Source organism: Streptomyces sp. NBC_00442 (assembly GCF_036014195.1).
Taxonomy (GTDB): domain Bacteria; phylum Actinomycetota; class Actinomycetes; order Streptomycetales; family Streptomycetaceae; genus Streptomyces.
Map to the genome: position 1 here is coordinate 4,523,679 of NZ_CP107918.1, position 12,700 is coordinate 4,536,378.

Sequence of the window (12,700 nt, forward strand, 5' to 3'; positions counted from 1 at the left end):
GGCCACTCCCTCCCACTGATCACCACAGGCTAGGGGAAAGATGCCCCCGAAATGGCGTGTGTGGGAAGGGAGTTGAGGGAGTCAGGTGTACGTCAGCCCCGGTGCGCCGCGACGAACGCGGACCAGGCTTCGCCGGAGAGGGCGAGGTGGGGCTTGGCGGTGTCCTTCGAGTCGCGCACGTGCACGGTGGTCGGGCAGACGGCTACCTCCACGCAGTCGTCGCCCTGGGTGCCGCTGTGGCTGGACTTGTACCAGTCGAGGGCGACTTCGATGCAGTTGTCACCCTGGCCGCTGCTGTAACTGGACTTGAACCACGCGAGTTCGGTGCTCATACGGCTCCTCGGATTCGCTCCAACAGGTCCCGTGACTTAGCGGGGTTGAGGGCCTGCGAGCGCAGTGTGTCATACGCCTGTTGGAGTGGCGCCACCTCTTTCAGGGCGCTGATCAGGCGGCCGTTCCTCTGTCCCTCCGAGTAGGCGTGCCGCTTCCCGTCCGGCCCTTCCAGGAGTGCGAGCGGTCCGGCCAGGCAAGAGTGGGACTCGGCGTCGGTCGGCATGATCTGAAGCGTTACGTTCCTGGGCGTCGTGCTTGCCAGAACGTGGTCCAACATCCCCCGTGTGACGCCTAAGCCGCCGATCCGCTGGCAGAAAACCACCTCGGCCACGATGAAGGTGAAGGGAATGCTTGGCCGGTCCGTCAGTAGCCGCTGACGCTCCATACGCGCGGCGAGCTGGCGCTCCACCTGTGCGTCCGAAAGTGTTGGCACTTCGTTCTCGAACAGTGTGCGCGCATACGCCTCCGACTGAAGCAGCCCAGGCACCATCCGACACTCGTATGTGCACAAGCTCACCGCCGTATGCTCCAACCTGGCCCACTCCCGAAACCACGCCGCCAACCCCGGCTGCCGCGTGAGGTGGCCGTACGCCCGCCGCAGCGCCCCCGTATTGCCGAGGGCGACCTCCGCGCGCTCCACGAAATCCTCGTCCGGCATGCGGCGGCCCAACTCCACCGATTCCACCGTGTGTTTGGAGAAGCGGACCAGCTGCGCGAAGGCGTCGCGCGTGAGGCCGGCGTGTTCGCGCAGGCCCTGGACGAACGCCCCGAACGTCTTGAGGCTGTCGGACGGCACGGGTTCACCCGCGCCCGCGCCGCCCCCGCCCCGTTCCCCGTCGTCGGTCATGTGCCGCCACCTTCCGGTGAGTTGATCTCCCCGCTCAACTCACCCAGGGTGACCGCTCGCGACCGTACCGTCCACCCTCCGTGTCCGTACGCTCGCTCAGCGTACGGACGGCCGGGGCGTCACGACGCGGCCTTCATGCTGGACTTCGCCAGTTCGAGGGCCGGGAGCATGTCGGTCTGCTCCTGGGTGTCCAGGCCGCTCAGGTGCAGGACGAGCGTGCCGTGCGGGGTGATGACCGCGAGGGCCCGCTCCTGCTTCGACTCGTCCATCAGCTTGCTGTACGTCTCGAAGACGACCTCGGCCGCGGGCAGCGAGCCGGCCTTGGTCTCCTTGTACGCCGCCTTGCTCGCGTTCTTGTTGGCTCCGACGAACCCTTCGAGGGCCGCGCGGGGCGTGCCGGTCGTGGCGGTGCCCGTCCAGGCCCGCAGGAAGCCGAGATGGCCCGCGGGCTTCGCGTCGATCTCGCAGGCCATCGAGAACTGGCCCTGCTGGGTGAGCCCGGAGAGCGGGGAGTCCGCGGGGTCCGCCTGGACCGCCTTCGCCTTCCACTTGTCCGCCACGTCGAAGACGGCGGGCAGCGGGCAGGCCGAGCCCGCCGCTCCCACCGAGCCGCCCTTGGCGGCTGCCGCCCCGCCCTTCGCCTGCCCGGCCGGGCTCGACGGGCTCGACGATGCCGACGACGCAGGCTTCCCCTCGCCGCACCCCGTCAGGACCGCCCCCGCGAGCGCCAGCGCCACCGCGCCCCGCGTCGCATTCCGCACATTTCGCGTATTCCGTATGTTCCGCTTCATGAGCCCCCGCCCCTTTGCGCTCCGTACGAACTCCGCGGGAGTCCGCCGTGCCGTGCGCGCGATCCCTTGATCGCCCACCGCACGCTATCCGAGCCGTCGGCGGCGACTACCCTGGATGACGATCCATCCCCCTGCTCAGGAGTGAAATGGCCGTCAACCTGGTCAATGTCGAGGCAGTCAGCAAGGTGTACGGGACCCGTGCCCTGCTCGACGGCGTTTCCCTCGGCGTCTCCGAAGGGGACCGGATCGGGGTCGTCGGGCGCAACGGCGACGGCAAGACCACCCTCATCCGGATGCTCGCGCAGCTGGAGGAGGCGGACACCGGCCGGGTCACGCACGTGGGCGGGCTGCGGCTCGGCGTGCTCACCCAGCACGACTCGCTCGACCCGACCGCCACCGTGCGGCACGAGGTCATCGGCGACCTCGCCGACCACGAGTGGGCCGGCAACGCCAAGATCCGCGATGTACTGACGGGTCTGTTCGGCGGGCTCGACCTGCCCGGGTTCGCGCAGGGCCTGGATACCGTCATCGCGCCGCTGTCCGGTGGCGAGCGCCGCCGGATCGCGCTCGCGAAGCTGCTCATCGGCGAGCCCGACCTGATCGTGCTCGACGAGCCCACCAACCACCTCGACGTCGAGGGCATCAGCTGGCTGGCCCGCCACCTCCAGGCGCGCCGTTCGGCCCTCGTCTGCGTCACCCACGACCGCTGGTTCCTCGACCAGGTCTGCACCCGCATGTGGGACGTGCAGCGCGGCTCGGTCTTCGAGTACGAGGGCGGCTACTCCGACTACGTCTTCGCCCGCGCCGAGCGGGAGCGCATCGCCGCCACCGAAGAGGCCAAGCGCAAGAACCTGATGCGCAAGGAGCTGGCCTGGCTGCGCCGCGGCGCCCCGGCCCGTACCTCCAAGCCGCGCTACCGCATCGAGGCCGCCAACGAGCTGATCGCCGACGTGCCGCCGCCGCGCGACACCAGCGAGCTGATGAAGTTCGCCAACGCCCGGCTCGGCAAGACCGTCTTCGACCTGGAGGACGTGACCGTACAGGCCGGCGACAAGCTGCTGCTCAAGCACCTCACCTGGCAGCTCGGCCCCGGCGACCGCATCGGCCTGGTCGGCGTGAACGGCGCGGGCAAGACGTCGCTGCTCCGCGCGCTGACCGAAGCCTGGCGCACCGGTGGCGAGGCGCAGCCCGCGGCGGGCAAGGTCGTCGTCGGCAAGACCGTGAAGCTCGCCTACCTCTCGCAGGACGTGGCCGAACTCCCGCCCGCGCTGCGGGTGTTGGAGGCGGTGCAGCAGATCCGTGACCGGGTCGACCTGGGCACGGGCCGCGAGATGACCGCGGGCCAGCTCTGCGAGCAGTTCGGCTTCTCCAAGGAGAAGCAGTGGACGCCGGTCGGTGACCTCTCGGGTGGCGAGCGGCGCCGCCTCCAGCTGCTGCGGCTCCTCATGGACGAGCCCAACGTGCTGTTCCTCGACGAGCCGACCAACGACCTCGACATCGAGACGCTGACCCAGCTCGAAGACCTCCTCGACGGCTGGCCCGGCTCCATGGTCGTGATCTCCCACGACCGGTTCTTCATCGAGCGCACCACCGACCACGTGTGGGCGCTGCTCGGCGACGCCACGCTGCGGATGCTGCCGCGCGGCATCGACGAGTACCTGGAGCGCAGGCGGCGCATGATCGAGTCCGCGCCGGCCCCGGCCGCCGCGCCCGCGGCCAAGGCCGCTCCCGTCGTCTCCGCGCAGGACGCGCGGGCGGCGAAGAAGGAGCTCCAGCGGGTCGAGCGGCAGCTCAACAAGATCAACGAGCGCGAGACGAGTCTGCATGCGCAAATCGCCGATAACGCCACGGACTTCGGGAAGGTGGCGAAGCTCGACACCGAGCTGCGCGAACTGATCGTCGAGCGGGACGAGTTGGAAATGCGCTGGCTTGAACTGGCCGAGGAGGCCTGAGACGCATACCGGTAGGGACGTCTTGCGGTGCTTGCGTAGAGACGGCGTACAGAGTCCATAACGGCAGCATCACGGGCCGGTTCTCCCTTGGGAACAGGGGCGGACCGGCCCGTGGTGCGTGCGTCCGCGAGTGATAGAAAGTAGCTCCGTTCGACTGACGTAAAGACGCAAAGACGCAAATTCGGGGGTATCTCGCTGTGACCCAGCCGCCCAGTTCTCAGCCACCGCAGGGGGGCTTCGGGGCACCGCAGGACAAGCCCCAGGGACCGCCTGCCCAGTCGCCCGCCCAGCCGCCCGCGCCGCCGCAGGGGCCGCCGCCCCAGCCGCCGCAGATGCCGGCCGCGCCGCCCACGCCTCCCGGGCAGCCGCCGCAGACGCCGCCGGCCGCGCCGCAGCCCGGGTACGGGAGCCCGCAGACGCCCCCGGCGCAGCCCGGCTACGGCTATCCGCAGACCGCGCCGGGCCAGCCGGGTTACGGCTATCCGCAGACGGCCCCGGGTCAGCCGGGTTACGGCTACCCGACGGCCCCGGGGCAGCCGGGCGCGCAGGGCAACCCCTACGCGCAGACCCAGCAGGGCGGTTACGGCTACCCCGGCCAGCCGCAGTACCCGGGTGCGCCCGTACCGCCGCAGGGCGGGGGCGGCAAGAACCCGTTCAAGGGCAAGCCCGCGGCGATCGTGGCCGCGGCGGTCGCGGGCCTCCTCGTCATCGGCGGCGGCGTGTACCTCGCGACGAGCGGCGGCGACGGCGACAAGAAGCCCGTCGCCGACAAGAGCCACAGCGCGGCGCCGAGCGGTTCCGCGTCGGTCGACCAGGGCGACGGCAAGGGCGACGGACGCAACGCCGGCACCGACGACCTCAACTCCGGCGCCAAGCCCGGCGACGCGAAGGTGTGGCTGCACGAGAACGACACCGCGCTGCCCCAGGGCGGAGCCGACCAGTACGGCCCGTGGGTGCTCGGCGACACCGTCGTCAAGGCCATGTACAAGGAAGTCGTCGCATACACGGTGGCCGACGGCAAGCAGAAGTGGTCGGTGCCCCTGGACACCCCGCTGTGCGGAGCGCCGCCGAGCCCGACCGCGGACGGAAAGATCGTCGTGGGTGTCCTGGAGAGCAACACCAAGGACGCCAAGTGCAACCAGATGCAGATGGTCGACCTCACCGCGGGCAAGCTCGGCTGGAAGGCGCAGGTGCCCGCGGAGGGCCTGTTCGACAGCATGGTGACCCTCGACATGACCATCAGCGGCAACACCCTGGCGCTGGCCCGCATGGGCGGCGCGAGCGGTTTCTCGATGACCGACGGCAAGAAGCTCTTCGGCACGCCGAAGACCGGTAACTGCCGGACCGAGGCGTTCGCGGGCGGATCCAAGCTCATCTCCGCGGGCAGCTGCATCGACCCGAACAACAACGACCTGGACGCACCCGCGTCGGAAGTCCTCCAGGAACTGGACGCGACCACGGGCAAGGCCAAGTGGAGCTTCCAGTACGACAAGGGCTGGACGATCAACCGCGTCTACTCGATGGACCCGCTGGTCGTGTATGCGGTCAACAAGGACAAGAAGGCGTCGAACATCTCGACGTTCACCGCCGACGGCAAGGTCCGCTCATCGGTCAAGACCACGTCGGCGCTCACCGCCAACTGCGTCGGCCTGGGCATCATCGAGCGTGCGCTCCAGGGCTGCTGGGGCGTGGTCGCCGACGCCAACACCCTCTACATGGCGACCGACGGCAAGGACAGCGGTGAGCTCGGGGTCGGGCGCAGCAACGAGGTCGTCGCCTTCGACCTCAACACCGGGAACGAGAAGTGGCACGCGGCCGCGCCCAAGGGCCGCATGATGCAGCCGCTCGCCCTGGAGAACGGCAAGCTCACGCTCTACGTGGAACCCGGCGTCGAGGAAGCGGCCGCGATCGCGTCGCTGCCGCTGACCGGCGGCACCCCGCAGACCATCCTCCAGAGCCCGTCGTCGGCCGGCTCGACCGAACGCAACTTCTACGACCCCGCGGCCGCCTGGGCGGGCGGACGGTTCTTCCTCTTGAACACCATGGTCAAGGGGCCCAAGGGCGACAACAAGGACAACTCGATCCTGTCCTTCGGCAAGTGACGCCCCAACTGCCCTGCCCCGCGCCCGACTTGAAGCCAGAGGTCACCACCCCATGAGCCAGCCACCCCAGCCGCCCCAGCCCCCGCAGCAGCCCCATGACGCGCCCAAGGGTTTCGGCGCCCCGCAGGAACCCCCGGCGCCCGGTTTCGGCGCGCCCCAGGAACCGCCGGCCGGCGGGTACGGTACGCCGGCCCCGCCACCGCCCGCCGGTCCGCCGAGCACCCCGCCGCCCGCGGGGCCCCCGGCGTACGGCTACCCGCAGGCCCCCGGGCAGCAGCCCGGCTACGGCTACCCCAACACCCCGCCCCAGCAGCCGGGTTACGGCTACCCGGGTCAGCCGCCCACCCAGCCGATGCAGCCGGGCCAGGCCGGCTACGGCTACCCGGGCCAGCCGGGACAGCCGGGACAGCCCGGCTACGGGTATCCGGGCCAGCCGCCGACCCAGCCGATGCAGCCGCAGTACGGAATGCCGGGCGCGCCCGGACCCGGCGGGCAGGGTGGGGGCGGCAAGAAGCCCAGCACCCAGATGACGATCATCATCGCGGCGGTCGTCGCGGTCGCCCTGATCATCGGCGGCGGCATCTGGTACGCCACCGGCAAGGACGACGGCAAGACCGACGCCAAGCAGGGCGACACCGGCGGCACCAAGGGCGGCGGCGGCACGACCGGAGGCGGCAAGGAGAAGGCGCCCGCCAACACCGCCGCCAAGGTGCTCTTCCAGACCCCGCAGCCCAAGGTCACCGACCTCACCGCGGTGCACGGCTCCTGGCTCACCGACAAGGTGTACGCCAAGGGCGGCGTCAAGCAGATCGTCGGCTACGACCCCGCCAAGGGCACCCCGCTCTGGACGCTCCCGCTGACCGGCAACGTCTGCGAGGCGAGCACGCACGTCTCCGCCGACGGCAAGACCGCGTTCGCCTTCGAAAGCACGGAGAGCGGCAGCAAGTACGCCTCCTGCACCGAGGTCGCCGGCCTTGACCTCAACACCGGCAAACTGCTGTGGCAGGCCGACATCAAGGGCGCCAACGGCGACCGCAAGACCAGGTTCGACGAGATCACCGTCGGCGCCGGCACCGTCGCCGCGGGCGGCCTCGACGGCGGCGCGGCCTGGGACCTGACCACCGGCAAGGAACTGTGGAAGCCCACCACCACCGCCGACCAGTGCAAGGACGTCGGCTACGGCGGCGGTGACGCGCTCGTGGCCGTCCGCAAGTGCGGCGACTACGACAAGCCCACCATCAACGTGCAGCCGCTCGACCCCAAGACGGGCCAGCCGATCTCCACGTACAAGATGATGCCCGGCATCGACTACGCCCACATCGTCTCCACCAAGCCCTTGGTGCTCGCCGCCGACGTCGGCGACAGCGCGGGCGACGGCAGCGGCATCTCCGACTTCTTCTCCGTCGACGACAAGACGGGCAAGCTGCTCGCGCGCATCCCGGCCCCGGGCGACAAGTACGCGGCCGACTGCGACAGCACCTCCGTCGAGAAGTGCACGATGGTCGCGGCGGGCGGCGGCAAGCTGTACGTGCCGACCGAGGAGCACGACAACGCGGGCGGTGGCACCTCGCTCGGCCACACCAACGAGATCGTCGCCTTCGACCTGGCCACGGGCCAGCCCGTGCCGGGCAAGGCGGACGCGGGCGACGGCTACACGATGTACCCGCTGCGCATGGACGGCAACAACGTCATCGCATACAAGGAAGCCCCGTACGACAAGGGCACCCAGGTCGTCAGCATCGACGGGGGCAGCCTCAAGGCGACGCTGCTCCTGGAGAACCCGGCCGACCGCTCGGTGCGCGACGCGATCACGTCGTTCTCGGGGAAGTACTCCGACATCCTCTACGGCAACGGGCGCCTCTACCTGGGCGCGCAGCTCCTGAGCAAGCCGTACTCGGACAGCGACGCCGAAAAGAAGTTCCTCTTCATGGCGACCGGCACCAGCTGAGCCGGATCGTGCGCGGGCCGCGGCCCCCGGTGGTGGATCGCTTCCACCGCCGGGGGCCGCGGTGTTCGCCGGCCCGGCGGGCGTGCGGCCCCGCCGACGCGCGCCCCCTCCGCCGCCCGCGTATCCCCGCCCATCTCTGCGTACTTCCTCAACTGGGGCCGTATGCCGGAGAATTCGGTCTTCCGGGGGCTTCTCGCCGGTAAGCGGAGCGTGACGTCGAACAAGCGTGTAGCTTGCCGGGGCAAGAGGGGCCGGGGATGGGGGTAGCTGGATGGGCGTGCGGCTCATGGTGGTCGACGATCACCGGCTGCTCGCCGAGGCACTCGCCTCGGCGCTGAAACTACGAGGCCATCGGGTCCTCGCCGCGACGGCTCCGGTCGCCGGCGCGGCCGAGCTGGTGGTGAGCCGGGCGCCCGAGGTCTGCCTCCTGGGCACGGCATCGCCCGCCGAACCGGGGGTGTTCGACCCGATCGTCCGGATCAAGCGGGAACGGCCGCAGGTCGCCGTGGTGGTGCTCGGACCGGTGCCGAGCCCGCGGGGGATCGCGGCGGCGTTCGCGGCGGGGGCGTCCGGGTACGTCCGGCACGACGAGCGGATCGAGGGGGTCGAGCGGGCGATGGCGAAGGCGCGGGCGGGGGAGTCGGCGGTCGCGCCGCAGCTCCTCCAGGGCGCGTTCGCCGAACTCCTCAATCCCGCGGCCCAGCCGGACGACGAGGGGCAGCGCCTCCTGCACCTCCTCACCCCGCGCGAGGTGGAGGTCCTGGTCCGGGTCGCGGACGGCGAGGACACGCGGCTGATCGCGGCGGGTATGGGGATCGCGCCCTCGACTGCCCGCACGCATGTGCAGCGGGTCCTGATGAAGCTGGGTGTCGGCTCCCGCCTGGAGGCGGCCGCGCTGGCCGCCAGAACCGGGCTCCTCGCCCGAGCCACCCCACCCCGCTGACCCGCACGACGACGCGAGGGCTCGCCCCCCTGGGGCTCCGCCCCAGACCCCGTTCGCCCGTTCTCCCACCCACCCACCCACCCACCCACCCGTGCGGCGATTTGAGAGGCTCGGCTCCCTGGGGGCTCCGCCCCCAGACCCCCGTTCGCGCCTAAAGGGCGCTCGTCCTCAAACGCCGGACGGGCTGAGGATGCCCATGCTGCCCGGCACCGAGCAGTTAAGGGGCGCGGGGAACTGCGCGAGAGGCGGGCACGGTCCGCAGGCGAAGGCGGGTTTTGGGGGCGCGGGGAACTGCGCGGGACGCGGGCACGGTCCGCACACGAAGTCGGGTTTGGGGGCGCGGGGAACTGCGCGGGACGCGGGCACGGTCCGCACCCGAAGGTGGGTTTTTAGGGGCGCGGGGAACTGCGCGAGACGCGGCACGGTCCGCACGCGAAAACCGGCCGTTCAAGGGGCGCGGGGAACTGCGTGGGCAGCCGGCAGGCTTCCTCGCCAGCCGGCCGGGCGGCAAGAAAACGCCAACGTCTTCGGAGCTTGGAGGGAACATGATCAAGCGAATGGGTTTCTTCCACGACAACGCGGCCACCGCCTCCCACCTGCGCGACTCCGTCCGGCCCGTCGGCGACCCGGACGAACAGCGACTCATCGACTACCTTCGCTCCGGTACAGAGATCTACTCAACGATGGGCGCCGAACACGACGTCGTCACGGGTGACGAACGGATCGCCGGATCGGGATCGCTCGTCACGGACGGAACATGGTTGTGGCCTGTCGAACTGGTCCACTACCTGCGGCGGTACCACATCGCCCTGCCCCACGCTTTCGTGGAACATGTGCGCGGTAACGGATACACCTGCCCCGATGTGCCCCCACAGACGGCCCTCGCGATCTGCGACGAGTGCTTCCAGGCCGAAGACGGCCACGCCGCCCCACCGCGCCCCGACGCGAAGGGGTTCGTCACCTGGTACGTCCCCTGTTCGCCCGCCGAGTCGGGCGGCAGGCTCGTAGGCCATCTCGAAGCCTCGGGCCTTTCGGCCGTGCACCCGTTGACCGAAGCCGCCTTCGGGTACCGCAGGACGCACGACGGGCTGTCCAAGCCATTGCTGGGCGGGCGGGAAGAAGTCATGGCGTGCCTGATCGACACCCGGAACGAGGAAGTCACGTTCCAGTGCTGGATGGGCCACGACCTCTCCCTCACCGCCACCGTCAGCCGTGCAAGCCAGTCCGTCCGCAAGGTCGCTTTCGAGATTCCTGACACCCTCGGGCCGGAACGCGAAAAGGCCTTCGCCGCGCTGGTGCGCATACTCGACCAGGACAAGTCCCGTTGCCTCGGCTTCGTCGTCGACCGATTCGGCGTGGCACGTGGCCAGGACTGGGACCACATCCTGCTCACGGCAGGAGCACACCTACGGGTCTGGCCCGAGACTTTGGGGATCCGGCGAACCCTCGCGTCAGCAGTCGACCGACTCGGCGCATCCGAGCCGAGCGAGCCGAGCGAGCCGAGCGAGGATGGGAGCCTGCTCGTCTTTCATCAGCCGCGCACGGCCCGCACGATGGCGCGACGAGGCGGCACCAGCGGCACCGACGGCAGCCGGGCGGGCTGAGGATGCCGGTGCCGCTTGGCGCCGGGTGCCCGCCCGGCGCCGGGTCAGTCGGATTCCGGGGTGGGCGGAGCCGTGGGGCGGAGCTTCAGCCAGATCAGGAAGAACAGGCCGAGCGCCAGCATCCCGAGCCCCGTCCACAGGTTGATGTTGATGCCCTGCGCCTTCTTCAGGTCCGCGTCGGACGCGAACAGCCCCGCCCCGCCGACGATCACCCCGTACAGGGTGAACAGCCCCCCGATGATCCGACGGATGTCGAAGAGCCGCGCGGCCGACGCCGACTTCCGCTCCAACTCCGATACCTCATGCTGCAGTTCGGACATGTCGATGCCTCCGGTCGGTGGGAGAGGTGAAAGGGGAAGGGGGAGGGGAGGGGGAAGCGGAACGGGCAGGGGGAGGGGGCGCAGACGCGGTCGGCGGCATCAGAACGAGTACGGGATGTAGCAGAGCGCGGCCAGCGCGATCGCGCCCCAGCCCAGCAGCGCGGGCCGCCGGTACCACGCGCTGTCGCCCTCGGCGGGCGGCTCCTCGACGCCGGGGGACTTCGTGCCGTACACCAGGCCCGCCAGCTCCGCCGCCGGCTTCGGCGCCGTGAAGAGCGTGACCGCGACCATCACCACCGCACCCGCCACGAATCCGACGATCGCCGAGACGAAGTTCGCGCCCTGGTCGGTCGGGATGGAGATGACGCCCTGCTTGTAGATCCAGAAGTAGTTGATCATCGCGGCGGAGGTGCCCGCGAACAGGCCCCACACCCCGGACTTCACCGACGCCCGCTTCCAGAACATGCCGATCACGAAGACCACGAACATCGGCACGTTGAAGAAGGAGAACAGCGTCTGGAGGTAGCCCATGATGTTGGAGAACGACGAGGCGATGAAGGCCGTGCCGATCGAGGCCAGCACGCCGATCGCCGTGATCAGGCGGCCGAACCGCAGGTAGTACGCGTCGGGCTTGTCCTTCTTCACGTACTTGGCCCAGATGTCGTACGTGAAGACCGTGTTGAAGGACGACACGTTCGCCGCCATGCCCGCCATGAACGCCGCGAGCAGGCCGGTCACCGCGATGCCGAGCACGCCGTTGGGCAGCAGCTCCTGCATCAGGAGCGGGATCGCGTCGTTGTACGTGAGGTCCGAGCCCGGGGTGCCGATCTTCGGGACCAGGGTCGCCGCCACCAGGCCCGGGATCATCACCAGGAACACGATGAACATCTTCGGGAACGCCGCGATCAGCGGGGTCCGCCGGGCAGCGCTCAGGTTCTTCGCGGACAGCGCGCGCTGCACCTCGGCGAAGTTGGTCGTCCAGTAGCCGAAGGACAGTACGAAGCCCAGGCCGAGCACGATGGTCAGCCAGTTCGCGCCCAGCGGGTTGGCCTCGCCGATGCCGGTGCCGCCCCACGCGGACAGGAAGTTGTCGCCGTGGCTGGCCTTGAGCGAGCCGGTCAGGCCGTCCCAGCCGCCGACCCGCTTCAGGCCGAGGATGGTCAGGGGTATCAGTGCGGCGAGGATCACGAAGAACTGGAGCACCTCGTTGTAGATCGCCGAGGAGAGGCCGCCGATGGTGATGTAGGCCAGGACGAAGAGGCCGGCGACCACGATCGCCACCCACTGCGGCCAGCCGAGCAGTGCCTCGACCACGATCGAGAGGGCGTAGAGGTTGACGCCCGCGATCAGCACCGCGGCGAAGGCGAACAGCGCCGAGGCCAGCAGGTGCGCCGACTTGTCGAAGCGCTGGAGCAGGAACTCCGGCACCGAGCGCACCTTCGAGCCGTAGTAGAACGGCATCATCACCAGGCCGAGGAAGACCATCGCCGGGATCGCGCCGATCCAGTACCAGTGCACGACCGCCACGCCGTACTGGGCGCCCGTCGCGGACATGCCCAGGATCTCGGTGGCGCCGAGGTTGGCGGCCACGAAGGCGAGGCCGGTCACCCAGGCCGGCAGTGAGCGGCCCGAGAGGAAGAAGTCCAGGCTGGTCTTCACGCTGGCGCGGGCGGCGAAGCCGATGCCCAGGACGACGATGAAGTAGATCGCCAAAATCGTGTAGTCGAGCCCATTGGTGGGGAGCCGGAGCCCCGCGGCCAGAGATTGCATGCGTACCCGCTTCGTCGCGCTTACCCATCCGGACGCGCTGATCCGGACGACTGTCCGGGACGGGAACCTACGCCTCGATGTTCAGAAACT

The 12,700-nt window shown here is 69.9% G+C and carries 10 protein-coding genes; 5 read left to right on the plus strand and 5 right to left on the minus strand.

Annotated features, from left to right (window positions below):
- Positions 1 to 92: 92 nt before the first annotated feature.
- From OG432_RS20295 to OG432_RS20305, 3 genes are all read right to left on the minus strand, one after another.
- Positions 93 to 332: a DUF397 domain-containing protein gene (locus tag OG432_RS20295; protein WP_328312374.1), complete on the minus strand. Its 240-nt coding sequence runs from the start codon at positions 330 to 332 to the stop codon at positions 93 to 95.
- Positions 329 to 1,180 carry a helix-turn-helix domain-containing protein gene (locus OG432_RS20300; protein WP_328312375.1) on the minus strand — a complete coding sequence of 284 codons (852 nt, stop codon included), beginning with the start codon at positions 1,178 to 1,180 and terminating at the stop codon, positions 329 to 331. The genes OG432_RS20295 and OG432_RS20300 overlap by 4 nt, the downstream gene beginning before the upstream one ends.
- Before the next feature lie 119 nt (positions 1,181 to 1,299).
- The gene (locus tag OG432_RS20305; protein ID WP_328312376.1) at positions 1,300 to 1,941 is read right to left on the minus strand and encodes a lipoprotein; all 642 of its coding nucleotides are present in this window, start codon (positions 1,939 to 1,941) and stop codon (positions 1,300 to 1,302) included.
- Positions 1,942 to 2,117: 176 nt separating this feature from the next.
- Here OG432_RS20305 and OG432_RS20310 point away from each other — a divergent pair, with 176 nt between their 5' ends.
- The 5 genes from OG432_RS20310 to OG432_RS20330 all read left to right on the plus strand — a co-directional run bounded on the left by OG432_RS20310 (position 2,118) and on the right by OG432_RS20330 (position 10,520).
- Positions 2,118 to 3,923 carry an ABC-F family ATP-binding cassette domain-containing protein gene (locus OG432_RS20310; protein WP_328312377.1) on the plus strand — a complete coding sequence of 602 codons (1,806 nt, stop codon included), beginning with the start codon at positions 2,118 to 2,120 and terminating at the stop codon, positions 3,921 to 3,923.
- Positions 3,924 to 4,120: 197 nt separating this feature from the next.
- Entirely contained in the window at positions 4,121 to 6,025 is a 1,905-nt protein-coding gene (locus tag OG432_RS20315) for an outer membrane protein assembly factor BamB family protein (RefSeq protein WP_328312378.1), read from the plus strand.
- Positions 6,026 to 6,077: 52 nt separating this feature from the next.
- Complete coding sequence (locus tag OG432_RS20320; RefSeq protein WP_328312379.1) at positions 6,078 to 7,973, plus strand: outer membrane protein assembly factor BamB family protein; 1,896 nt, start codon at positions 6,078 to 6,080, stop codon at positions 7,971 to 7,973.
- 271 nt (positions 7,974 to 8,244) lie between these two features.
- Positions 8,245 to 8,916: a helix-turn-helix transcriptional regulator gene (locus tag OG432_RS20325; protein ID WP_328312380.1), complete on the plus strand. Its 672-nt coding sequence runs from the start codon at positions 8,245 to 8,247 to the stop codon at positions 8,914 to 8,916.
- 545 nt (positions 8,917 to 9,461) lie between these two features.
- The gene (locus tag OG432_RS20330; protein WP_328312381.1) at positions 9,462 to 10,520 is read left to right on the plus strand and encodes a hypothetical protein; all 1,059 of its coding nucleotides are present in this window, start codon (positions 9,462 to 9,464) and stop codon (positions 10,518 to 10,520) included.
- Positions 10,521 to 10,564: 44 nt separating this feature from the next.
- Here the strand turns inward: OG432_RS20330 and OG432_RS20335 are convergent, their stop codons facing one another.
- A complete protein-coding gene (locus OG432_RS20335) occupies positions 10,565 to 10,840 on the minus strand; it encodes a hypothetical protein (protein WP_328312382.1) in 276 nt (91 codons plus the stop codon).
- A 99-nt stretch (positions 10,841 to 10,939) separates the two neighbouring features.
- Complete coding sequence (locus OG432_RS20340) at positions 10,940 to 12,610, minus strand: sodium:solute symporter family protein (RefSeq protein ID WP_328312383.1); 1,671 nt, start codon at positions 12,608 to 12,610, stop codon at positions 10,940 to 10,942.
- Positions 12,611 to 12,700 lie beyond the last annotated feature (90 nt).